This is a genomic window from Streptomyces sp. CNZ287 (assembly GCF_007827615.1).
Genome location: NZ_VISV01000011.1, coordinates 89,405 through 112,877, shown reverse-complemented (window position 1 = coordinate 112,877; position 23,473 = coordinate 89,405). Strand labels below are relative to the sequence as shown.

Below are 23,473 nucleotides of genomic sequence, written 5' to 3'. Positions count from 1 at the left end.
CGTGTTCTTCGCTCCTCAGGCCGCGACCAGGTACGAGAAGACGGATTCGAGGGACTCGTCGGAGGGCGAGACCTCGTAGAGGCGGATGCCGTGGTCCCTGGCGACGCGCGGCAGCAGCTCGGTGAAGCGGGCGAAGTCGACGGCCTGGATGTGCAGGACGCCGTCGCGCCGGTCGAGTTCGAGCCCGGCGGTGGACGGGTCGGCGATGAGCGCGGAGGCCAGCGCGCGGTCGTCGCTGGAGCGTACGGCGTAGTGGTGCGGGCGGTCGGTCATCAGCCGGCGGATCTTGCGGAAGTCGCCGGACGCGGCGTGCCGGCCGGCGACGATCACCTCGATGTGCGCGGCGAGTTGCTCGACCTCCTCCAGGATGTGCGAGGAGAAGAGCACGGTGCGGCCGGCGGCGCCCATCTGCCGCAGCAGGTCCATGAGGTGCATGCGCTGGCGCGGGTCCATGCCGTTGAACGGCTCGTCGAGGAGCAGCACGTCGGGCTCGTGGACGAGGGCGGAGGCCATCTTCACGCGCTGGCGCATGCCTTTGCTGTACGTGCTGATGCGGCGATTCTGCGCGTACTCCATCTCGACCGTGGCCAGCGCCTTGCGCGCGGCCTCGGCGCCGAGGCCGTGCAGCTCGGCGTTGGCGAGGACGAACTCGCGGCCGGTGAGGAAGTCGTACATCGCCTCCCGCTCGGGGACGAGCCCGATCTGCTTGTAGACCCGCTCGTTGCGCCAGATGCGCACACCGTCGAGAGTGACCGCGCCGGTGGAGGGGGGGAGGAAGCCGGCCATCATGTTGATGAGGGTCGACTTGCCGGCGCCGTTGGGGCCGAGGAGGCCCGTGACGCCCGGGCCGATGGCCATGCTCACGTCGTTGACGGCGACGACGTTGCCGAACCAGCGGGAGACGCTGTCGATCCGGATGGTGGTCACAGCCCGGCCTTTCGGTAGCGGCGCAGCAGGAAGAGGAAGCAGCCGGCGGCGAGCGCGAGCGCGACCAGCAGCGCGGCGCCGCCGGCCGCGGTGGACGGGTCGACGGGCTCGGGGGAGGCGGTGCTGGGGGTCGCGCCGAGGAACGTCGACTGGATGTTGTCGATGATGCCGATGGGCGAGAAGAGCGCGAACCAGCCGATGGCGCCGAGGTTGTCCTGCTCCCACGCGATGCCCTGCAGCGCGCCGACCGCGCCGAAAGGCACGATGAACGCGGCGATGACGGCGGCGACGCCGAAGCCGCGGCGCGGGGTGAGGGCGGCGATGGCCAGGCCGATGCCGGCGAAGAGCACGGAGAGCAGGGCGACCGAGAGGAGCGCCTGGGCGAAGCCCTTGGTCTGGTCGGTGAAGTCGAGCTTCGCCAGCAGCGCGCCGACATAGAGGATCAGCAGGGGGGTGGCGGTGAGGATGAAGAGCGCGCCGGCCATCGCCGCGTACTTGGCGGAGACGTAGTCGAGGCGTTCGACGGGGCGGGAGAAGTAGAGCGGGACGGTGCGGAACCGCAGGTCGCGGGAGACGGACACGGGGGCCTGGGCGGCGATGAAGAGGAAGATGACGGGCTGGAGGTAGATCGCGTAGTCGGTGTACTCCAGCGGCAGTTCGTCCATGCTCGTGCCGATGGCGACGGCGACGAGGATGAGCGCGACCAGGCACATGATGCCGAAGAGGAGCGCGGGCGGGACCTTGGACTTGGCGGAGCGGCCGAGGCCGTACGCGGCGCGCAGGGACTGGGTGAACAGGGAGCGGCGGGCGTAGCCGCGGCCGAGGCGGGGGCCTTCGTAGTGGCGGTAGCCGATGTCGTGGATGACGTCGGTGGCGGCGGGGGTGCTCGTGCCGGGGGCTTCGGCGGGCGCGCCGGGTTTGCCGGTGGCGCCGGAGTTGCCGGTGGCGGGCGCGTCAGTGGGCATGAGGGCTTCCTGCGGGGTCGGTCGCGGGGGTGCTGGGATTCGTGTCTGCGCTCGCGTTCTCGCTCGTGCTCGTGCTCGTGCTCGCCGGGAGGGTGTCGTCGTCGCGGAAAATCTCCGCGATCCGGTGCCTGCGCTGCTCCATGCGCACCAGCCCGAGGCCGAGACCGGCCACCGCGTCCCGTACGACGTCGTACGTGCCGTCGTCCTCGGCCTCGACGTACAGCAGCCGGCCGTCCGCGGTGATCCCCAGGCCCGCGCCCGCGAGCGCCTTGCGCAGGGTGGCGGTGCCGTCGGGGTGGGCGTCGGTGTCGGTCACCTCGACCGCGAGGGTGGCGGTGGTCTGCGTGAAGTCGCTGGTGGAGCTGGAGCGCAGCAGCCGCCCGCCGTCGATGACGACGACGTGGTCGCAGGTGCGTTCCAGCTCGCCGAGGAGGTGCGAGGTGACGAGGACGGAGATGCCGAAGTCGGCGTGTACGCGGCGGATGAGGCCGAGCATGTCGTCGCGGCCGACGGGGTCGAGGCCGTTGGTCGGCTCGTCGAGGAAGACGAGCTGCGGGTCGTGCACGAGGGCCTGGGCGAGCTTGACGCGCTGCTTCATGCCGGTCGAGTAGCCGCCGATGGGGCGGTAGCGCTCCTCGTACAAGCCGACGTGGCGCAGGGTGTCGGCGGTGCGCTCGCGGGCCGCGGTGGCGGGAAGGCCGGACATGCGCGCCATGTGGACGACGAACTCCGTGGCGGAGACGTCGGGCGGCAGGCAGTCGTGTTCCGGCATGTAGCCGACGCGCTCGCGGATGGTGGCGGCGGTGTCGCTGCCGGCGGCCACGTCGAGGCCGAGCACGGTGGCGGAGCCCTCGGAGGCGGGGGACAGGCCGAGCAGGATCTTGATCAGCGTGGACTTGCCGGCGCCGTTGGCGCCGACCAGGCCCGTGACCCCGGGGCCGATGTCGAGGGTGAGGCCGTCGAGCGCGGTGACCCGGGGAAACCGTTTGCTCAGGTTCTCGGTGGCGATGACTGTCACGTTGCACGACGGTAGTGGCGCGGGGGCGCGGGGTCGTCAGACCTGGCGATGGTTGCCGGATACGACCGGGGAGGGACGGACCCGTAGGGGGAAGGGGGCGGGAACCCTGAGGTTACCGACGGTATCCACAGGGCGACTGCGGGCATTGACGGAGCCATGGGGCGATGTCACAGTCGTTGGTGTCAGCTTTTGGGGCGGGGCCGGGCGAGGCCGGGTCGGCTGCGGCGGCGCGGTTTCGGGTGCGTTTTGAGGTGCGGTTTTCGGGTGCGGAATCCGGTTGGCGGAAGGGGAGGGGCGGACTGATGACACTCACCGAGTCCTCGGCGGCTCTGCGGGGGTTCAGAAGTGTGCAGCGGCTGGCGTACGAGTGCGCGGAGGCGGTGGCGGCGCAGCTCCGGCCGGGGGTCACGGAGCGGGAGGCGGCGCGGATGCAGCGGGAGTGGCTGCGCGAGCGCGGCGTGCGGGACTGGTTCCACCTGCCGTTCGCGTGGTTCGGCGACCGGACGGCGTTCGCGGGCTTCCGGGTGCCGCTGCAGTTCTTCCCGACGAACCGGGAGCTGGCGCCCGGTATGCCGTTCATCCTCGACCTCGCGCCGGTGCACGGCGGGCATACGGCCGACGTGGGCTATTCCGGCTCGCTCGGGCCGAATCCCGTGCACGACCGGCTCATGCGCGACCTGAGGGTGCACCGGGAGCTGATCCTGCGCGAGGTGCGCGAGCGCCGCCCCCTGCGGGAGATATACGAGGACGTGGAGCGCCTCATGGTTCGCCAGGGCTATCACAACCGGCACCGGGCCTATCCGTTCGGCGTCATCGCGCACAAGGTCGACCGCGTCCGGGAGCGGCGCTTCTCGCCGCACGTGTTCGGCTTCGGCACGCAGAGCCTGAAGGGGCTGGCGAAGGACGCCCTGCGCGGGCACCGCGAGGGATGGTCGCCGCTGTGGAGCCCGCACCGGTTCTCGCAGCATCCGCCGCGGCCGGGGCTGTGGGCGGTGGAGCCGCACCTGGGCTTCCGCGGCACGGGGGCGAAGTTCGAGGAGCTGCTGGTGGTGACGGACTCGCGGGACGCGGAGGAGAGCGCGTTCTGGCTGGACGACGACCTGCCGCACGTGCGGCGGTGGCAGGAGGCGGAGGCGGACGGGGAGCCGGCGGAGGAGGCGCCGGGCGGCGGGCAGGGGGAAGCGCGGGGGCGGGTGCAGGAGAAGGGGCGGGTGGCGTGAGCGAGTGGGGCGGCGTGGCCGTGCGGGAACGGTGGGTCAGGACCGGCGGGGTCGAGCTGTGCGTGGCGGAGCTGGGGGACGCCGGGCAGCCGACGGTCGTGCTGCTGCACGGCTATCCCGACAGCAAGGAGGTGTGGTCCCAGGTCGCTTCCCGGCTCGCCGAGCGCTGCCACGTCGTGCTGTACGACGTCCGCGGCCACGGGCGCTCCACCGCGCCGAAGCCGCTGAAGGGCGGCTTCACGCTGGAGAAGCTCACGGACGACTTCACCGCCGTGCTCGACGCCGTCAGCCCGGACCGCCCGGTGCACCTCGTGGGCCACGACTGGGGCTCGGTGCAGGGCTGGGAGTTCACCACGGTGGAGCGCACGGAGGGCCGCATCGCGTCGTTCACCTCCCTCTCCGGCCCCTCCCTCGACCACTTCGGGCACTGGATCAACGGCCGGCTGCGCCGCCCCACCCCGCGGCGGGCCGGCCAACTGCTCGGCCAGACCGCCAAGTCCTGGTACGTGTACCTGCTGCACACCCCCGTCCTGCCCGAGCTGGCCTGGCGCGGTCCGCTCGGCGCGCGCTGGCCGGCCATCCTGCGGCGGCTGGAGAAGGTCCCCGGCGACGGCTATCCCACGGCCTCTCTGGGCGACGACGCGGCGCACGGCGCCTGGCTCTACCGGGACAACGTCCGCGCCCGGCTGCGCCGCCCCCGCGCCGACGCCTACGCGCACGCTCCGGTGCAGCTCATCACCCCCGCCGGCGACGCCTTCCTCTCGCCCAGCCTCTACGACGACCTGGACCGCTGGGTGCCGCAGTTGCTGCGGCGCACGATCGACGCCCGGCACTGGGTCCCGCGCACCCGGCCCGACCAGCTCGCCGCGTGGATCGGGGAGTTCGTCCTCGCGCACGAGGACGGCACGCCGGCGGCGGAGATCGTCCCCGACGGGCCGTACGCGGACCGGTTCGGCGGGCGGCTGGTGCTGATCACCGGCGCGGGCAGCGGCATCGGCCGGGCCACCGCGTTCGCCTTCGCGGAGGCCGGCGCGCGGATCGTGGCGGCGGACACCGACGCCGAGGGCGCGGCCACGACCGCCGAACTGTGCCGGATGATCGGCGCGGCGGAGGCGTGGCCCGAGGCCGTGGACGTCGCGGACGAGGAGGCGATGGAGAAGTTCGCCGAGCGGGTCGCCGCTGCGTACGGGGTGGTGGACGTGCTGGTGAACAACGCCGGGATCGGTCTCTCCGGCCCGTTCCTCGACACCTCGACGGCGGACTGGCGCCGGGTGCTGGACGTCAACCTGTGGGGCGTCATCCACGGCTGCCGGCTCTTCGGCAGGCAGATGGCCGAGCGCGGCCAGGGCGGGCACATCGTCAACACCGCCTCGGCCGCCGCCTATGCGCCGTCGCGGACCCTGCCCGCGTACGCCACGTCGAAGGCCGCGGTGCTCATGCTCTCGGAGTGCCTGCGCGCGGAGCTGTCGGGGCAGGGGATCGGCGTCTCGGCCGTCTGCCCGGGCTTCGTGCACACCGACATCACGGTCACCACGCGGTTCGCGGGCGTCTCCGAGGAGGAGGAGCGGAGGCGGCGGAAGAGCGCGCACCGCTGGTACGGGAAGCGGAACTACCCGGCGGAGAAGGTCGCGGACGCCGTACTGCGGGCGGTCGCGCGAAACCAGGCGGTGGTGCCGGTCACGCCGGAGGCGCGGGGCTCGCGGCTGCTTGCGCGGTTCGCGCCGCGGGCGCTGCGGGCGATAGCCCGGGTGGAGCCGGAGATCTAGCGCGGTCCGGCGCCCGTCGTCCACCCACCAACCGGCCACCTCCCTCTGCCCTCCAGGAGCCGCATCATGAGCACCGAAGCACGCCCCCCGCCCGCGGAGAACGGCGCGAGCACGTCGCACCAGGTCTCGTTCGGCCGGCTGGAGCCTCCGGTGTACGCGCCGGCCGTACCATCCCTCCCAAGAGGGCCCGCCGCGGCGGCGGGCGGGCCGGGGGACGGGCCGAGGGGCAGGCGAGCGGTGCTGGAGGAGCAGACGGCCGGTGAGTACCGGATCGAGGGGCTGGCGCACGCCAGCGGCACGACCGTACGCACCATCCGCGCGTACGCCGACCGCGGGCTGCTGCCCCGGCCGGAGCGGCGCGGGCGTACCAACGTCTACGGCGAGGAACACCTCGCCCGGCTGCGGCAGATAGCCGGCCTCCTCGACCGCGGCTACACCCTGGCGTCCATCAAGGAGCTGCTGGAGGCGTGGGACGAGGGCCGGGGGCTCGGCGGTGTGCTGGGCCTGGTCGCCGAGGTGCAGGGGCCGTGGACCGACGAGGAGTCCGGGCAGTTGAGCCGGGCGGAGCTGGAGGAGCTGTTCGGCGGGGCGGCGGACGAGTCCGCGGTCGAGGAGGCCGTCGAGCTGGGCGTGCTGGAGCGGGTGCCGGGCGAGCCGGAGATGTTCCTCGTGCCCAGCCCGCAGCAGCTCACGGTCGCCGCGGAACTGCACGCGGCGGGTGTCCCGTTCCCCGCCATCACCGGTCAACTGCGTGAGCTGCGGCTGCGGGTGGAGGAGATAGCGGCGGGCCTGCTCGACTTCACCGCCGAGCACGTCTTCCAGCGCTACCTCGACCACCCTCCGTCGGACGCGGAGGCGACCGAGGCCGCGGGGCTCGTCCGGCGGCTGCGGCCGCTGGCGCAGCAGACGATGGACGCGGAGCTGGCCCGCGCGATGCGCACCCTGGCCACGCGCCAGCTCCACGAGCACCTCGCAGGACCGTCCCAGCCCCAGGCCGCCGCCCCGGCGACGGTCCCGGTGAGCCTGCCGGCGGCCACGGTGGCGGCGGTCCGCGATCTCGTGGGCCCGGCGGCGATGGCGGAGTTCGTCACCTCGGCGACCGAACGGGAGGTCCACAAGCGCCGCATGGACACCCTGGCGGGGAGCGGGGCCGGGGAGGACGGCGCGGCCGGATACGGGGGTTGACCACGGGTTACTCGCGGGTCACTCTGGGTCGGCCGTCCACGGGAGGAGAACACCCATGCGCAGACGCAGCTTTGTCAGCGGGTTAGCCGCCACGACCGCCGCCACCGGCCTCGGCCTCACCGCCGCAGGCCACGGCCACGCCGCCGCCACCGCCCCCGCACCCACCGACGGCCGGTCCGGCCGCGGTGCGGGACCCCGGGCCGCCTGGCGGGAGGTTCCCGTACCGGCCGGGGCGCCCGCCGTCCTGCTCAGCGCCGTTGCCGCCGCGGGGCCCGATCTCGCGTGGGCCGTGGGCGAGGAGGCCCGTAGCGGCTCGACGTCCGGCCGGCCGGTCGCCCGTACCTGGGACGGCTCCGGCTGGCAGGCCACCGATGTCTCGCACCTCGCCTTCGCCGGCAGCATCCGCAACGTCGCCGCCGCCCCCGCGGGCGCGGCGGTCGCGGCGTGGGCCGTGGCGTACGACCGGGCCGGTGCCGACCACCTCCTCGCCTGGGACGGCGCCACCTGGCGCGAGCACGACTTCCCCGGACGCGGCGAGTCCGGTACGGAGTTGTGGGCCGTCGCCGTCGCGCCTGACGGCACCGTCCGGATCTCCGGCACCCGCGACGGCGCCTCCCGCGTACTGCGTTCCGGCGACGCGGCCGGCACCCGCTGGAGCTGGTCGCCGCCGCTGCCCACCGACGACGGTTCCGTCCCCAGCCTGTGGAACGTCCACGTCGACCGCGCCGGTGCCACCTGGGTCTCCGGTGACGTCGTCGTCGCCCGCTACGACGACCGCTCGTGGCTCGTCCTGCCCCGGCTCGCCGGGCTGCGCCTGTCCGTCACCGACCTGCTCCCCGTCGCCCCCGACGACATCTGGCTCACCGGCCACGACTACGGCGCCGGCGGCCCGCCCGGCAAGCCGCCGAGCGTCGTCCTGCGCCACTACGACGGCACGGCGTGGAGCGACATCGCCGCCCCCTTCACCGTCGGCTCCCTCGGCGCCATCGCGCCCGACGCCGCCGGCGGCCCCGCCCTCATCGCCGGCTGGGACTTCTGGGACGGCACCAGCGCCCACTACCTCCGCTGGGACGGCACCGCCTGGACCAGCGAGCGCGGCCCCGTAGCCGCCCAGGGCACCACCCCCGTGATGTCCGCTCTCGCGCCCATACCCGGCACGGCCGGCTTCTGGTCGGCGGGCACCACGGCGAAGTCGCCGTTCCCGCCCGCCCAGGCCCGTATCGAGCGCTACGGCTGACGGTCCCGCCCTCTACGCTGGACGCCGGCAGAGAGCGGACGGCGCCGGGAGGGTGGCTGGTGGGCAGCGGACGGATCCCCGTGGTCGTCCTCGCGGGTTTTCTCGGCTCCGGCAAGACCACCCTCCTCAACGGGCTGTTGCGCAACGGCACCGGCACCCGGATCGGCGCCGTCGTCAACGACTTCGGCAGCATCGAGATCGACGCCATGGCCGTCGCCGGCCAGGTCGACTCGATGGTCTCCCTCGGCAACGGCTGCCTGTGCTGCGCCGTCGACACCTCCGAACTCGACGCCTACCTCGACCGGCTCGCCGGCACGGGCAGGATCGACGTCATCGTGGTCGAGGCCAGCGGCCTCGCCGAGCCGCAGGAACTCGTCCGCATGGTGCTGGCCAGCGAGAACGACCGCATCGTGTACGGAGGGCTGGTCGAGGTCGTGGACGGTGCCGAGTTCGCCGCGACCCGCGAGCGGCACCCCGAGATCGACCGCCACCTCGCCGTCGCCGACCTCGTCGTGCTCAACAAGACCGACCGGATCGACGACGCGGAACGCCACCGTCTCCACGAGGCGATCGGAGAACTGGCCCCCGGCACCCCCGTGGTGGCGACGGCGTACGGGCGCGTGGATCCCGAGCTCTTCTTCGACCCGCGGGGCGACGACGCCCCCGGCGCCGCGGCGCCCCGCCACCGCCAGCTCTCCTTCGCCGACCTGGCGGCCGGGGAGTGCACCGGCGACGACCACGGCGCGCATCTCCACGCGGCGTACGAGAGCGTCGAGTTCACCACCGACCGGCGCGTCAGCCCGCGCCGCCTGCTGGACTTCCTCGACACCCGCCCCGCCGGCCTCTACCGCGTCAAGGGCTTCGTCCACTTCGGCGTCCCCGGCCACCCGCAGAAGTACGGGCTGCACGCCGTCGGCCGGTTCCTGCGCTTCCGGCCCGCCCCCTGGGGCAGCGGCGAGGAACGGGTCACGCGGCTGGTGCTGATCGGCGCGGGGATCGACGCCGACGCCGTACGCAAGGAACTCGACGCCTGCCGCGGCCACGGGCCGCAGGACGGCGGCGAGGACGCGATGTGGGGAGTGCTGCGGTACGTGGACGGAGACGAGGACCCGGCGGCGTAGCGACCGCGCGGCGTGGCGACCGCGCGGCGTGGCGACCGGGCCGGGGAGAGCCAGCCGGTCGCCCGGGTTCAACTGCCCGTTGCGGGACAGAAAGTCTGCGGGCCCCGAGACCCTGCAAGCTGGCCCGCGTCGCGCATCCGACCGAGAGGGATCCCGCATGAGCACGTTGAGCCGCCGCGCCCTGGTCGCCGGGGCCTCCGCCTCCGGCCTCGCCCTGGCGCTGCCCCACTCCGCCGCCGCCGAACCCGTAGCCGGCACCGCCGAATCGGCACCCGCCGCCGGTGCCGCCGTCGCGTACGCCGCCTTCCGCCTCGTGCGCCTCCGCCCCGGCGACCCCGCCGTGCCCGAGGTGACGCTCCCCGACGGCTACGAGTTCGTGCCCGGCGACCGCTACCACGTCGCCAGCCGCGCCGAGTACTACTCCTTCGTCCGCGGCCCCGCCGCCCCCGACGGCATCGAGGTCTCCGTCCGCTGGCCCGGCGTCACCGTCGCCGCCGTCGTCCACATGGACACCCGGCTGCGTCTCAGACGCGACCGCTCCGACCGCCACCGCTTCGCCTTCACCCTCCCCGTCACCCAGTCCTCCGCCGACGCCAACCAGCCCACCCTGCAGATCTGGAGCCACCCCGACATATCCCCGGGGATGTACTACAAGCTCGACCACAACGACCCCGACCGCGTCGCGGGACCCTGGACCACGGTCGCGTGGCCCGCCAACCAGGCCCGCTCCCAGCTCCACCAGCTCGTCGCCGCCCACCGCATCCTCGTCGACTCCGGCCTGAAGGCCACCGCGGCGGCGAAGGGCCACCGCTGGTTCGTCGCCGGCTTCGAGACGAACAACACCCTGCACGCCGACAACCCGCCCCACTGGCACATCTCCTACAATTCCGGCAGCGACTTCGACTCCCCCACCCACAACACCCACTTCTGGCTCGACGCCGAGGCGAAGAACTTCTACAACGGCATGGACGTCACCGGCCTCGGCCGCCTGCGCCACTACGTCGGCGACCCGGCCCGCCTCTACGACTTCGCCGGCGACGCCAACGGCGGCCGCGGCGAACTCGTCGCGACCATGACCATCCGCGAGGACGGCGGCATCGACATCGCCCCGCCCGCCGGCCCGGTCTACGCCCTCGCCGCGGGCCGGGACGGCTCGCTGATCGAGGAGGTCACGGTCGTACGCGACGGCAGCCCCTGGCTGCGCGTCGCGACCGAGGACCGCTATCGCGTCGGCGTCATGACCGTCCGCACCCACGGCCTGAGCGACCCGGCGGACAACGACTTCACGCTCCTGCGCTACGACCCCCTCACCGGCGTCCTCGTCTGAACAACCGGCGCCCCGCAGCCGGCACCCCGCCCCCCACCCCGGGTACGCGACGTCAGATCCCCGGCCCGTACCCGGGGTCGGGCGCCCGCCGCGGCGACCACCACTCCGTGAGCCCCCACACCCCCAGCCCCAGCGCCACCACGGCCGCCACCGCCGCCACCCACGGCCGCCCCGCCCACGGCCGCCCCACCCACCGCAGCCCCAGCGCCCAGACCCCCAGCGGCAGCAGCGCGCCGCCGAGGACGACGAGGGGCAGGTCGACGTAGAGCACGCTCAAGTCGCGCGCGTGCCCCTCGAACCCGCCGCGTACGCTCACCGCCGCCCGCGGCGCCCACGCGAGCGGCGCGACGACCGCCCCGAACAGCGCGAGCGCGCACCCGCCCAACCCGGTCCCCGTATCGCGGCGCGCCGCTACCCCCACGCCGTCACCGCCCGCGCCGTCACCGTCCCTCCTCACCTCCACGCCACCACCCGTCTCGTCACCCTCCACCCTGCCCACGCCCCACACCACCCCGCCGGAAACAGACGCGTCCGCTCCGCGCGAAGTTCCCCGTCTCCCCGCCCCGCGCCCTCTGGCGACGCGCGTAGACATCGGGCATCATCCTGCGGTGTACCACCTGCTCAGCAAGACCCCCACAATTCCCCCGCACCAGCAGGAGGTTCCACATGCGCGTACGTTCCGCACTCACCGCCCTCGCCCTCGTCGCCGGCGCCTCGGTGGGCCTGGCGGCCGCCCCCGCCCAGGCGGCGCCCGCCGCGCCCACCGTGGCCGCCGCGCCCGCCGCACCCCTGGTCACGAAGATCAGCCACTCCCAGGCCACGTCGATGTTCCGGTCCTCCGGCATCACCTGGTCGTCCTCCGGCGGCTGCTCCGACCGCAACAACCCCACCTGCACCTCCTTCGAGCAGCTCAACCTCGCCTCCGCCCAGGGCGCGCAGACGCTCAAGTCCGCGAGCGGCTGCGCCCTGAACATCACCGGCGGCACCGAGACCGGCCACGCCGGCGGCACCTACAGCCACTGGAACGGCTACAAGCTCGACTACTCCCTCAGCACCTGCGTCAACAACTACGTCACCGGCAACTTCGCCTACATCGGCGTCCGCGGAGACGGCGCGCCGATGTACCGGTCCGGCTCCGGCAACATCTACGCCCGCGAGGGCAACCACTGGGACGTGACGTACTACAACTGCGGCGGCTGCTGACCCACCCAGGCCCGCAACAGCCCGCCACAGCCCTCCGCCGCGACCCTGCGGCCGCGCAACGCAGGCCGTAGGGTCGCGGTATGCGACTGAGCACCCTGATCCTGCCCGTCCGGCGGTGGCACTCCGGCGGCCGTGCGCAATGGCAGCGGGCGGAGGAGCTGGGCTTTTCCGCCGCGTACACCTACGACCACCTGTCGTGGCGGACGTTTCGCGACGGGCCCTGGTTCGGTGCCCTGCCGACCCTGACCGCCGCCGCCTGCGCGACCTCCCGGCTGCGCCTCGGCACGCTCGTGACCTCGCCGAACTTCCGGCATCCGGTCACGCTCGCCAAGGAGTTGATCTCGCTCGACGACGTGTCGGGCGGGCGGATGATCCTCGGGATCGGCGCCGGGGGCTCCGGGTTCGACGCGACCGCGCTGGGGCAGCAGCCGTGGGCGGGGCGGGAGCGGACGGAGCGGTTCGGGGAGTTCCTACCGCTGCTGGACACGCTGCTGACGCAGGACACCACGTCGTACGCGGGCACGTACTACTCGGCGCACGAGGTGCGGATGATCCCCGGGTGCGTACAGCGGCCGCGGCTGCCGTTCGCCGTGGCGGCGACCGGCCCGCGCGGGATGCGGCTTGCCGCGCGCTACGGGCAGTCGTGGGTGACGACCGGCGACCCGCAGACCTCCGCGACCGGCACCGCCGCCGACTCCCTGGCCGCCATCCGCGCCCAGATCGCCCGGCTCGCCGAGGCGGGGGCCGCGGTCGGGCGGGACACCGCGGCGATGGAGAAGGTGCTGCTCGCCGGCTTCACCCCGGACCGGCCGCTCGACTCCCTCGACGCCTTCGTCGACTTCGCCGGCAGGCACGCGGCCCTCGGCTTCACCGAGATCGTGCTCCACTGGCCCGTCCCGGACTCGGTCTTCGCCGCCGACGAGCGCGTCTTCGAGCGCATCGCCACGGAGGCGCCGGCGCAGTTGGGCGTGTAGACGGGCGCCTGACGGCCCGTCGGGGACCGGGCGCCTGATCCGCTCAGGGGGCCCGCAGCGCGTCCACCGCCAGGCGGCCCGCGGTGCCGATCACCGCGTCGGCCGCCGGGAGCGTCACCGCGGTCGCCGCCGCGCGGGTGCAGACGGCGACCGCGTAGCGGCCCCCGTCCGGGTACTCCACGACGCCGATCTCGTGCCGCAGCGTCGGCAGCGTGCCCGTCTTCCCGCTGACGCGTACGTCGTCGAAGGGGAACCCGGACGCCAGCCGGTGCCCCCACGCCTGGGTGCCCAGCGTGCGGCGCAGATCGGCGGCGTACGCGCCGGTGCACACCTCGTCGCGCCAGACGGCCGTGAGGAGCGCGGTGAGTTCGCGCGGGGTGGAGCGGTTCGTACGGGCCGGGTCGAGGGCGCGGAGGCGGGCGACGCGGGCGGGGTCGAGGAGCGCGGGGGCGCCGGCGGGGCCGGCGTCCTCGGCGAGTGCGGCGTAGAGGTCGCGGACCTTCTGCACGGCGGTGGTACGGGTCAGGCCCAGGGCGGTCATGGTGCGGTTGACGGCCTCGATGCCGACGGCGTCCCACAGCACGTCGGCGGCGGTGTTGTCGCTGACGGAGACCGCGAGGACGGCCAGGTCGCGGAGCGAGAGGCGGGCGGCGTCGCGCATCGCGCCCAGCCCGGTCGGGCCGGGGGTGCGGCCGCCGGCGGGGATGTCGACGGCGGCGGTGAGGTCGACGCGGCCGTGCTCGGCCTCGCGGTAGAGGGTGGCCAGGAGGCACACCTTGTGCACGCTGGCCGTGCTGACCGGGGTGTCGGCGGCCACGGCGAGTTCGGCGCCGGTGTCGATGTCGCGCGCGTGGAGCTGGCCGGTGACGCCGGCCTCCGCGAACACCCGGCGGATGCGCGACCTGGCGGTGCGGTGGGCGGCCGGTGTACGGGAGCCGGGGGGCGCGGGGACGTCCGGGGGGCGCGGAGGGCCGGGGCGCTCCGGGGGCGGCGGCGGTTGCGCGGGAGGCGGCTCGGGCGGGGTCACAGCGGGAACTCCGATGCGGGGCGGGGGTGGACGGCCGCGGCGCGGGCGGGGCGCATGCCGGCGTGTTCGCGCATCGCCTCGTGGGCGGCCTCCGCGAAGCGGGCCACGGCCGGGTTGTGGCCGTCCGCCGGCCACGCCGCGGACGTACGCCAGCCGATCGGCTCACCGGCCAGCGGGCGCCACACCGTACCGGGGCCCGCGGTGGTACGGGGCAGCAGGGTGACGGCGCCGCCGGGGGTGGCGGGGGCTTCGGGCGCCGTCTGCGTGCCGGGTGCCGCCGGTGCTTCGGCGTGGGCCGGGGCGGCCGGGGCGGCCGGGGCGGTGGAGAGGACGAGGGCGCGGGTGAAGTCGCCGCCGGACGCCTCGTGGACGGCGGCGGGCGTGCAGCCGTGCCGGGCGCAGGCGGTGAGGACCTCGTCGTAGAGCGCGGGATCGTCCGCCCGCGGCGTGAGGACCAGCGCGCGCCCGCTCAAGTCGGCCGCGGTCACCCGCTGGACCGCGGCGAGCGGGTCGGTGGCGGCGAGGAGCACGCCGAGCGGCTGGTGGAGTACGGGCCCGAAGGCGAGGCCGGGTGCGGGGCACGGGTGCCGTACGACGCCCGCGTCGAGCGTGCCGGCGGCCAGTTCGCGGGCCTGCGCGGTGGTGGTCAGCTCGCGCAGCTCCAGCTCGCCGCCCGGGGAGCGCTCGCGGTACCCGGTGATGAGCGCGGCGACGGCCGCGGGGCCCAGGTGCGGCGGTACGGCCGCGCGCAGCGTACCGGCCGCACCGCTCCCGATCCGCGCCACCGCCGCCGCCAGCCGGTCCGCCGCGGCCAGCACCTGGTCGGCCTCGGCCAGCACGAGCCGGCCGGCGGGCGTCAGCGCCGTGCCCTGGCTGCCGCGGTCGAAGAGCCGCACGCCCAGCTCGCGCTCCAGCCGGCGGATGCGCTGGGAGAGCGACGGCTGCGCGATGCGCAGCCGTTCGGCGGCGCGGCCGAAGTGGCGTTCCTCGGCGACCGCCCTGAAGTAGCGCAGATGCCGGAGGAGGTCCATGAGCAGTGAGGATAGTCAATCGCCTATCGGATCGATGAAGATATTGGTCTTGGACTGGACCGCCCGGGGGCTGATCTGCTGTCCGGCATGACAGGACATGGGGTGGGGTACGGGGACGGACCGAGGGATCCGTACGGGGCGGACGGGTACGGCGTCGGCGTGTACGGGGCCGATCCGTACGACGACGTGCCGGAACACCGCCCGCGCGCGCGACGGCGCAGGCGGCGCGGTCCGGTGCTCGCCGCGGTGGCGGTGGTGCTGGCCGGCGGCGGGTACTGGGCGGCGACCGCCGGGCCGCTCGACAGCGGCGCGGACGGCGGCGGGCCCGCGGACCCGGAGGCGCGGCGGACCGCCGAGCGGTTCCTCGGCGGCTGGTCGGCGGGGGAGATGAAGGCGGCGGCCCGGCTGACGGACTCGCCGGCCGAGGCGGAGCGGATCCTGTCGAGCTTCACGGAGGGCCTGGAGATCGCGAAGCCGAAGCTGACGGCCGGCCGGGCCCGGGCCGACGGCGACAACGGGGCGGAGGTGGCGTACACCGCGAAGATGCCCGTACGCGGCCTCGGCACCTGGACGTACGAGGCGACGCTGCCGCTGGTCCGCGAGGACGGCGGACAGTGGCGGGTGCGGTGGGAGCTCGGGGCGGTGCACCCGAAGCTGACGGAGACGGAGAAGTTCCGGCTGGTGCGCGAGGAGTCGGAGGAACTGGACGCCGTCGACCGCGACGGGGGCGCCGTCTCCGCCGCCGACCACCCGTCGCTGGCGGGCGTGCTGGGTCTCGGCGGCGGGCAGCCGCAGGGCGCGGTGCAGGTCGTCGACCGGCACTCGGGGGACGTACGGAGCACGGAGGCGCGCTTCGGGCCGCGGCGGGACCCGGGGGACGGGACGTTGCGCACGACGGTCGACCCGGAGCTGCAGGGCGCCGCGGAGGCGGCGATGGAGCGGCACGCCGGCGGCCGCAACGCCGGGCTCGTCGCGCTCGACATGGACAGCGGCGAGGTGCTGGCCGCGGCCAACTCGCCGGCCGCGGGCTTCAACCGGGCCTTCCAGGGCACGTACGCCCCCGGCTCGACCTGGAAGGTCCTGACGACCGCCGCGCTGCTGAACAAGGGCGCGGTCGCCCCGGAGACGACGGTGGACTGCCCGAAGTACCTGACGGTCGGGAAGCAGTTCCACAACGTGGAGACCTCCGAGATACCCGGCGCGACCTTCCGCGAGGACTTCATCCACTCCTGCAACACCGCCTTCGTCGCGCTGCGCGGCTCGCTCGGCGACGAGGAGATGACGGACTTCGCGGAGCGGTACTTCGGGATCGGGGAGGAGTGGAGCACCGGGGTGCCGTCGTTCGACGGGGAGGTGCCCGTGCCGGGGGACGAGACGGAGAAGGCCGCGTCGCTCTTCGGGCAGGGGCGGCTGCGGGCGAACCCGCTGGTGATGGCGTCGGTCACGGCGACGGCGGCGACGGGGACGTTCCGGCAGCCGGTGATCGTGGCGGGGCAGGAGCCGTCGGCTTCGGCCGAGGAGCTGCCGGAGGGGGTCGTGGAGCAGTTGCGGGCGCTGATGCGGGACACGGTGACGGAGGGCAGCGCGCAGGTGCTGGCCGGGCTCCCGGGGGACGTGGGGGCGAAGACGGGGACGGCCGAGGTGACGGCGACGGGGCCGAACAACGGGTGGCTGGTGGCGTACCGCGACGGGGTGGCGGTGGCGTGCGTGGTGGAGGACGCGGAGAGCGGGTCGGGGGACGCGGGGCCCGTGGTGCGTGACGTGCTGGAGGCGGTGGGGTGAGGCGGCAGGCGGCAGGCGGCAGCAGGCGGCGCGGGGCGGGCGGTTCGTGAGCGGTGGCGGGGGTGGTGGCTGTCCGTACGCCTGTACGGTCCTCGCGGGCCGTACGCGATGATGGCCGGGTGACCGACGCCGCTGCCCCGACCTCCCCCGCCGCCGCCCCCTCCGCCTCCGCCTCCGTCTCCGCCTCCGACTTCCGTCCCCGGCTCATCGCCACGGACCTCGACGGGACCCTGCTGCGGAACGACCAGACCGTCTCCGACCGCACGGTCGCCGCGCTGGCCGCGGCGGAGGAGGCGGGGCTGGCGGTGGTGTTCGTCACGGGGCGGCCGGCGCGGTGGATGGGCGTGGTCGCCGAGCACGTGCACGGGCACGGGATGGCGATCTGCGCCAACGGCGCCGCGGTGGTCGACCTGCACCGCGGGCTCGAACTGGCGGAGGTCTGCCCGCTGCCGCTGGCCGACGCGGTGGCGGTGGTCGGTGTGCTGCGGACGATCGCGCCGGGTACGGCGTTCGCGGTGGAGTACACGGGCGGCTTCGGCCGCGAACCGGAGTATCCGCTGCACCGGGGGACGGGGCCGATAGCACCGGTGGAGAGACTGCTCGCGGAGGACGGGGAGCGGGCGGGGGACCCGCTGCTGAAGCTGCTGGCGTACCACCCGCGCCTGGGCGCGGACGAGTTCCTGCACGCGGCGCGGTCGGGGGCGGCGGGGCACGGGGAGTTCACCCGGTCGACGTCGAGCGCGCTGCTGGAGGTGAGCGGGCTGGGCGTGAGCAAGGCGAGCACGCTGGAGCGCTACTGCGAGGCGCGGGGGATCGGGGCGGCGGAGGTCGTCGCCTTCGGCGACATGCCGAACGACCTCGAGATGCTGACGTGGGCGGGCAGGTCGTACGCGATGGCCAACGCCCACCCGGAGGTCCTGGCGGCGACGACGTACCGCACGGCGGCGAACGAGGACGACGGGGTGGCGGTGGTCATCGAGCAGTTGCTGCACGGGCTGTGAGGGAGAGCACTGCTCCGGACCGAGAGCGGCGCTCTCCCGCGCGGGCGCTGCTCCGCCCCCGGTCCTCTACGCCGCGGCCGCCCCCGCCCCCGGCCCTCTACGCCGCGGCCGCCCCCGCCGCCCCCGGGCCGCCGCCCGGCTCGCCGGCCGGGGCCGTCAGCGGGACCTCCCAGATCAGGGACGTCCCCCCGCCGCAGTCCCCCAGCCCCGGCCCGTACGTCGCCTGCCCGCCCAGTTCCTCCGCCCGGCGCTCGATGTTCCGCAGCCCGCTCCGCCGTCCGTCCGCGTCCGGCGGCAGCCCCTGCCCGTCGTCCGCCACCGTCAGCCGCACCGCGTCCCGCCCGTCCGGCAGCTCCGCCGTCGCGTCGACCACCACCCCCACCGCCCCCGCCCCCGCATGCCGCGACGCGTTCGACAACCCCTCCCGCAGCGCCGCCAGCAGGTGCCGCGCGATCCGCTCGTCCACCCGCTCGTCCACCGCGCCCACGAAGCTCGTCGACGGCTGGAACCCCAGCGGGCCCGCCGCCGTCGCGACCTCCCGCAGCACCAGCGCCCGCAGCCCCGTCGGCGCCTGCGCCGGCTCCTGCTGCAGCGCGTAGATCGTGCCGCGGATCTCCTCGATCGTCAGCTCCAGCGCGTCGACCGCCGCGTCGATCCGCTGCCGCACCTCCGGCGCCCGCTCCAGCCGCTTCGCCCCCTGCAACTGCATCCCCGTCGCGAACAACCGCTGGATCACCAGATCGTGCAGGTCCCGCGCGATCCGGTCGCGGTCCTCGTACACCGCCAGCCGCTCCCGGTCCCGCTGCATCTCCGACAGCATCAGCGCCAGCGCCGCCTGCCCCGCGAACTGCGTCGCCGACTGCTTCTCCGACTCCCGGTACAGCCGCGCCCCCGGCGCCCGCGGCAGTGACAGCGCGCCGAGCACCTTCTTCCCGCTCCGCAGCGGCAGCATCATGCACGGCCCGAAGCGCTCCGCGCCGTCGCTCACCGCCCGCGGGTCGGCGCCGGCGTCGTCGAGGAAGACCTCCTTGCCGGCCAGCAGCGCGCACACGGTCGGGCTGTACGACGGCAGCACCCGCCCCACGAGGTCGTCCACCCCCTCGCCGGCCACCGCCACGACCTCCAGCCACTCCGGCCCGGCGGACCTGCCCGCACCACCCCGACCACCCGCCACACCCGCCTCTTCGCCCCCCGAGCGCGGCAGCAGCACCACTCCCGCCATCGCGTCCGCGAGCCCCCGCGCCTGCTCCGCGATCACCCCCAGCGCATCCCGCGCGTCCGCGCTCGACAGCAGCGCGGTCGTCACGGCGTGCGCCCCGTCGATCCACCGCTCCCGCTGCCGTGTCTCCAGGTGCAGCCGGGCGTTGCCGATGGCGATGCCCGCCTCGGTGGCGATGATCCGGACGAGGTGCAGGTCGTCGTCGAGGAACCGGCCGCCGCCGCGCTTCTCCGCCAGCACCAGGTCGCCGAAGTACCGCCCGTCCACGTCGATGGGCACCGTCAGCGTCGTCCCCGGCGCGTCCGGGATCGCGTCGAGCCGCGCCCGGTCCACCTCATCCACGCCGTACGACGCGAACTCGTCGAGGTCACCGCTCTGCTCGTCGATCACCACGATCGACGCGTACCGCGCTCCCGCCAGCTCCGCCGCCGTCTGCGCGATCACGTCGAGCGTGGGGTGGAGCTGCAGCCCGGTGCCGATGGACCGCATGGCGGCCAGCAACTGCGTCACGCGCTCGGCCAGCTCGCTGGAGACGCCCTGGAGTCCGCGGGTGGCGCGGGCGGCGGCGTCCATGGACTCGGCAGCGGTCATGTCCCGAGGGTAATAAGCGGCTCTCGGTGGGGAAAGTCGGGATTGTCGGTTACGTGGGGCTCGCCGGGTGCGCCGCGGCCGTCCGCGGTCTCGTACGGGTACGGGGACGGGTGCGCCCGTTCCCGTAGCAGCGTGCGCCGGAACGGGCCGTTAGCCTCGGCCAGCTCCGCGTACGTCCCGCGCTGCACCACCCGGCCCCGCTCCAGCACCACGATCTCGTCCACCGCCTCCAGCCCCGTCAGCCGGTGCGTGATCAGCACCGTCGTCCGGCCCTCGGTGGCGGCGAGGAGGTCGGCCGTCAGGGCGTCGGCGGTGGGCAGGTCGAGGTGCTCGGCGGGCTCGTCGAGCACGAGCACGGGGAAGTCGGCGAGGAGCGCGCGGGCCAGGGCGAGGCGCTGGCGCTGGCCGCCGGAGAGCCGGGCCCCGTGTTCGCCGACCGGGGTGCCGAGGCCCAGCGGCAGGGTGTCGACCCAGTCGAGGAGGCGGGCGGCGGCGAGGGCTTCGCGCAGGTCGTCGTCGGTGGCGTCGATGCACGCGAGGCGCAGGTTCTCGCGCAGGGTGCTGTCGAAGAGGTGGGCGTCCTGGGCGCAGAGGCCGACGAGGCGGCGTACGGCGTCGGGGTCGCAGACGAGGGCGTCAGCGGTGCTCTCGTGTGAGAGCAGTGCACTCGCGGGAGAGCGGTGCTCCGGAGAGCGACGCTCCGGGTCGAGAGCGGTGCCCTCCCCCTCCTCCCCCAGCCGGTACGCACCCGCCACCGGATCCAGGAACCGCAGCAGCACGTGCGCCAGCGTCGTCTTCCCCGACCCCGACGCACCCACCACCGCGACCCGCCGCCCCCGCGTCAGCGCCAGATCCACCCCGTCCAGCGCAAGCCCGGCCTGCCCCGGATGCCGCGCCACCACCCCCGTCAGCGTCACCGGGAACGGATCCGAAGGCGGCCGCCCCGTGCCCTCCGCGGCCGGCGGCGGCGCGTCCAGGATCTCGTCCACGCGCGCCGCGCTCCGCCGCACCCGGGCCCGCTGCTGCAACGCCAGCGGCATCCCGTTCACCGCCTCGAACGCCGCGAGCGTCCCCAGCACCACCACCCCCAGCCACACGCCGGGCAGCCGCCCCTCGTACACCGCCTGCGCCCCGGCAGCCGCCGCCCCCACCACGGTCAGCCCGCAGATCAGCGCCGACAGCCCCGCGCCCAGCGCGAGCGCCGCGGCGCTGCGGGCGGCGATACGGGTCAGCCGGCGATCGGCGTCGCGGAGGGCGGCGAGACGGCGGGGCAGCGCGCCGGCGACGGCGAGTTCCGCCGTGCCGGTGAGGACGTCGACGACCTCCGTCGCGAGCGCCGCCCGCGCCGGCGCGAGCCGGGCCTCCGTCCGCCGGGCCGTCGCCACGGCCAGCAGCGGTACCCCGACGCCCGCCGCCAGCAGCCCGGCCGCGAGCACGGCGCCCGCCTCGGGCAGCAGCACGGCCGCCATCCCCACGGACCCGGCGCCGACCAGCGCGGCTGCGGAGACGGGCAGCAGCCAGCGCAGGTAGCGGTCCTGGAGCGTGTCGGTGTCCGCGACGAGCCGGGTCAGCAGGTCGCCGCGGCGGTGCGGGGCGAGGCCGGCGGGGGCGAGGCGTTCGAGCCGGGTGTACACGGCGACGCGGAGGTCCGCGAGGATCCGTAGCACGGCGTCGTGGGAGACGAGGCGCTCGGCGTAGCGGAAGACGGCGCGCCCGATGCCGAACGCGCGGGTGGCGGTCACCGCGACCATGAGGTAGAGCACCGGCGGCTGTTCGGAGGCCCGGGAGATCAACCACCCCGAGACGCCCATGAGTCCCACGGCGGAGGCGAGCGCCAGCGCGCCGAGCAGCGCGGCGAGCGCCAGCCGCCCGCGGGCGGTGGTGGTGCGCAGCGCGCTGCCGCCGCGGGGCGCCTCCTCCGGCTCGTACGATCCGCTGCCGTACGTGCCCTCGCCGGCCCGCTCCGGTACGGAACGGGCCGCCGGCACCTCCGCCCCGGCCCGTACCGCGTGCGTCCCGGCGGCAGCCGGCGGACGGCCCTCCCCCAGTCGCACCACCCGGTCCGCCACCCCCAGCAGCGCCGGGCGGTGCGCTACGAGCAGCACCGTGCGGCCCCGGGCCAGCCGGGCGATCGCGGCGGTGACGGCGGCCTCGGTGTCGCCGTCGAGGGCGGCGGTCGGCTCGTCGAGGAGGACCACGGGCCGGTCGGCGAGGAACGCCCGTGCGAGCGCGACCCGTTGCCGCTGCCCGGCGGAGAGGCCGGCGCCGCCCTCGCCGAGGACGGCGGCGGGGTCGAGGTCGCCGGCGGCGGCGTCGCGGAGTGCGCGCACGACCTCGGCGTCGGTGGCGTCGGGGCGGGGGAGGCGGACGTTGTCGGCGATGGTGCCGGCGAAGAGCGCGGGCCGCTGCGGTACCCAGGCGACCTGTGCGTGCCAGCTCGGCAGGTCCAGCCCGGCGAGGTCGCGCCCGCCGATGAGCACCCGGCCGGACGCGGGGGGCACGAGGCCCAGGAGCGCCGCGAGGAGCGTCGACTTGCCGCCGCCGGAGGGCCCGGTGAGCGCCACGGTCTCGCCGGGGCGGAGGGTGAGGTCCGTACGCGGAAGGGAGTCCTCGGTCCGGCCTTCGTGCCGTACGACGAGACCGTCGAGGACGAGGTCCGCGTGGCGGGCGTCCGGGCACGCGTTGTCGGTGGGGGCGCCTACCCTTGGGCGGGCGTGCGGGGCCGGGGCTGCGGTTGCCGTGGCGGCTGCGGTCGTCGAGTCCGCCGGCGCCGGCGCTGGCGCCGGGACCGTGCCCGTGCCCGTGGCCGGTGCGGTCGGGCGTGCCTCGGCTTCGCGGGGTTCGCCCCGTTCCAGGATCGCGAAGACCCTGTCCGCCGCCGCCAGGCCCTCCGCCGCGGCGTGGTAGTGCGTGCCGACCTGGCGCAGCGGCAGGTACGCCTCCGGGGCCAGGATGAGCACCACCAGGCCGGTGTACAGGTCGAGTTCGCCGTGGACCAGCCGCATGCCGATGGTGACCGCGACCAGCGCCACCGAGATCGTCGCCAGCAACTCCAGCGCGAACGACGACAGAAAGGCGATCCGCAGGGTGCGCATCGTCGCGCGCCGGTAGTCGGCGGTGATGGTGCGGATGTTGTCGGCCTGCGCCTTCGCGCGGCCGAAGACCTTGAGCGTCGGCAGGCCGGAGACGACGTCGAGGAAGTGGGCGGAGAGTCGCGAGAGGGTGCGCCACTGGCGGTCGGTGGCCGCCTGGGTGGCCCAGCCGATGAGCGTCATGAAGACCGGGATCAGCGGCAGGGTGCCGGCGATGATCGCGGCGGAGACCCAGTCGTCGGTGACGATGCGCGCGAGGACGGCCGCGGGGACGACGACGGCGAGGCCGAGTTGGGGCAGGTAGCGGGCGAAGTAGGCGTCCAGGGCGTCGATGCCGCGGGTGGCGAGGGCGGCGAGTTCGCCGGTACGGAGTTCGCCCCCGGCGGCGCCGTCCGCGGCCTGCGTCTCCGGGCGGTCCGTGTCCTGCTTTTCGGGGCCCGCCGCCCCCGCCCGCGCCGGAGCACGGGAACCTCCGATCCGTACCGCCTCCGTCAGCAGCCGCATCCGCAGCTCCGACTTGACCGCCGCACTCGACCGGTGCGCGGCCAGCTCCGTCAGCCAGCTCACCACCGCCCGCCCCGCGGCGACCGCGGCGAGCAGCAGCAGCGGCCTAAGGAGGGCGGCGGCCGGCAGGCCGTCCTCGAAGGCGCCGACGACGATCTCCGCCATGAGCACCGCCTGCGCGATGACCAGCCCCGCACCGGCCGCGCCGAGCGCGACCGTGGCGAGCAGGAAGAGCCGGGTGGCGCGGGCGTAGCGGGCCAGGCGCGGGTCGACGGGCTTCATC

At 75.1% G+C, this 23,473-nt stretch carries 18 protein-coding genes; 10 read left to right on the top strand and 8 right to left on the bottom strand.

All coding sequences use genetic code 11. From position 1 onward, the window contains the following. Nucleotides 1–15: 15 nt before the first annotated feature. Genes FB457_RS20645 through FB457_RS20635 form a run of 3 tightly spaced genes read right to left on the bottom strand, consistent with a single transcriptional unit; the run spans nucleotide 16 to nucleotide 2,910 of the window. Complete coding sequence (locus FB457_RS20645) at nucleotides 16–927, bottom strand: ABC transporter ATP-binding protein (protein WP_047016781.1); 912 nt, start codon at nucleotides 925–927, stop codon at nucleotides 16–18. Then, nucleotides 924–1,892: an ABC transporter permease gene (locus FB457_RS20640; RefSeq protein ID WP_047016780.1), complete on the bottom strand. Its 969-nt coding sequence runs from the start codon at nucleotides 1,890–1,892 to the stop codon at nucleotides 924–926. The genes FB457_RS20645 and FB457_RS20640 overlap by 4 nt, the downstream gene beginning before the upstream one ends. Beyond that, nucleotides 1,882–2,910: an ATP-binding cassette domain-containing protein gene (locus FB457_RS20635; RefSeq protein WP_145782773.1), complete on the bottom strand. Its 1,029-nt coding sequence runs from the start codon at nucleotides 2,908–2,910 to the stop codon at nucleotides 1,882–1,884. Before FB457_RS20635 ends, FB457_RS20640 begins: the two co-directional genes overlap by 11 nt. A 302-nt stretch (nucleotides 2,911–3,212) precedes the next feature. On the opposite strand from FB457_RS20635, the gene FB457_RS20630 reads away from it, so the two are divergent. From FB457_RS20630 to FB457_RS20605, 6 genes are all read left to right on the top strand, one after another. After that, nucleotides 3,213–4,130 carry a M24 family metallopeptidase gene (locus FB457_RS20630; protein WP_047016778.1) on the top strand — a complete coding sequence of 306 codons (918 nt, stop codon included), beginning with the start codon at nucleotides 3,213–3,215 and terminating at the stop codon, nucleotides 4,128–4,130. Continuing rightward, nucleotides 4,127–5,896, top strand: a complete 1,770-nt coding sequence (locus FB457_RS20625) for an SDR family oxidoreductase (RefSeq protein WP_047016777.1) — start codon at nucleotides 4,127–4,129, stop codon at nucleotides 5,894–5,896. The genes FB457_RS20630 and FB457_RS20625 overlap by 4 nt, the downstream gene beginning before the upstream one ends. 237 nt (nucleotides 5,897–6,133) lie before the next feature. Next, nucleotides 6,134–7,081 carry a MerR family transcriptional regulator gene (locus FB457_RS20620; RefSeq protein ID WP_145782837.1) on the top strand — a complete coding sequence of 316 codons (948 nt, stop codon included), beginning with the start codon at nucleotides 6,134–6,136 and terminating at the stop codon, nucleotides 7,079–7,081. 55 nt (nucleotides 7,082–7,136) lie between these two features. Continuing rightward, nucleotides 7,137–8,318, top strand: coding sequence for a hypothetical protein (locus tag FB457_RS20615; protein WP_145782770.1), 1,182 nt, complete (start codon nucleotides 7,137–7,139; stop codon nucleotides 8,316–8,318). Between the two features lie 59 nt (nucleotides 8,319–8,377). After that, nucleotides 8,378–9,439 carry a CobW family GTP-binding protein gene (locus FB457_RS20610; RefSeq protein WP_145782768.1) on the top strand — a complete coding sequence of 354 codons (1,062 nt, stop codon included), beginning with the start codon at nucleotides 8,378–8,380 and terminating at the stop codon, nucleotides 9,437–9,439. A 157-nt stretch (nucleotides 9,440–9,596) separates the two neighbouring features. Beyond that, nucleotides 9,597–10,766, top strand: coding sequence for a hypothetical protein (locus FB457_RS20605; RefSeq protein ID WP_145782766.1), 1,170 nt, complete (start codon nucleotides 9,597–9,599; stop codon nucleotides 10,764–10,766). 52 nt (nucleotides 10,767–10,818) lie between these two features. On the opposite strand, the gene FB457_RS20600 is transcribed toward FB457_RS20605, so the two are convergent. After that, nucleotides 10,819–11,187 (bottom strand): hypothetical protein, encoded by a 369-nt coding sequence (locus tag FB457_RS20600; protein WP_186462026.1) that lies wholly within the window; start codon nucleotides 11,185–11,187, stop codon nucleotides 10,819–10,821. Between the two features lie 245 nt (nucleotides 11,188–11,432). Between FB457_RS20600 and FB457_RS20595 the strand changes: the two genes are divergently transcribed. Next, the gene (locus tag FB457_RS20595) at nucleotides 11,433–11,969 is read left to right on the top strand and encodes a hypothetical protein (RefSeq protein WP_047016772.1); all 537 of its coding nucleotides are present in this window, start codon (nucleotides 11,433–11,435) and stop codon (nucleotides 11,967–11,969) included. An 80-nt stretch (nucleotides 11,970–12,049) separates the two neighbouring features. Continuing rightward, nucleotides 12,050–12,943 (top strand): LLM class flavin-dependent oxidoreductase, encoded by an 894-nt coding sequence (locus FB457_RS20590; RefSeq protein ID WP_145782764.1) that lies wholly within the window; start codon nucleotides 12,050–12,052, stop codon nucleotides 12,941–12,943. Between the two features lie 43 nt (nucleotides 12,944–12,986). Here the strand turns inward: FB457_RS20590 and FB457_RS20585 are convergent, their stop codons facing one another. Together FB457_RS20585 and FB457_RS20580 are read right to left on the bottom strand one after the other, a co-directional pair. Next, entirely contained in the window at nucleotides 12,987–13,829 is an 843-nt protein-coding gene (locus FB457_RS20585; RefSeq protein ID WP_347612119.1) for a serine hydrolase, read from the bottom strand. 137 nt (nucleotides 13,830–13,966) lie between these two features. Next, nucleotides 13,967–15,001, bottom strand: coding sequence for a LysR family transcriptional regulator (locus FB457_RS20580; RefSeq protein ID WP_145782760.1), 1,035 nt, complete (start codon nucleotides 14,999–15,001; stop codon nucleotides 13,967–13,969). Nucleotides 15,002–15,088: 87 nt separating this feature from the next. Between FB457_RS20580 and FB457_RS20575 the strand changes: the two genes are divergently transcribed. Next, the gene (locus FB457_RS20575; RefSeq protein ID WP_347612123.1) at nucleotides 15,089–16,783 is read left to right on the top strand and encodes a penicillin-binding transpeptidase domain-containing protein; all 1,695 of its coding nucleotides are present in this window, start codon (nucleotides 15,089–15,091) and stop codon (nucleotides 16,781–16,783) included. Nucleotides 16,784–16,902: 119 nt separating this feature from the next. Beyond that, nucleotides 16,903–17,784 carry an HAD hydrolase family protein gene (locus FB457_RS20570; protein WP_145782757.1) on the top strand — a complete coding sequence of 294 codons (882 nt, stop codon included), beginning with the start codon at nucleotides 16,903–16,905 and terminating at the stop codon, nucleotides 17,782–17,784. Nucleotides 17,785–17,881: 97 nt separating this feature from the next. On the opposite strand, the gene FB457_RS20565 is transcribed toward FB457_RS20570, so the two are convergent. Beyond that, nucleotides 17,882–19,594 carry a sensor histidine kinase gene (locus tag FB457_RS20565; protein ID WP_078898324.1) on the bottom strand — a complete coding sequence of 571 codons (1,713 nt, stop codon included), beginning with the start codon at nucleotides 19,592–19,594 and terminating at the stop codon, nucleotides 17,882–17,884. Further along, nucleotides 19,591–23,472, bottom strand: a complete 3,882-nt coding sequence (gene cydD / locus FB457_RS20560) for a thiol reductant ABC exporter subunit CydD (RefSeq protein ID WP_145782755.1) — start codon at nucleotides 23,470–23,472, stop codon at nucleotides 19,591–19,593. Before cydD ends, FB457_RS20565 begins: the two co-directional genes overlap by 4 nt. Nucleotide 23,473: the final 1 nt, after the last annotated feature.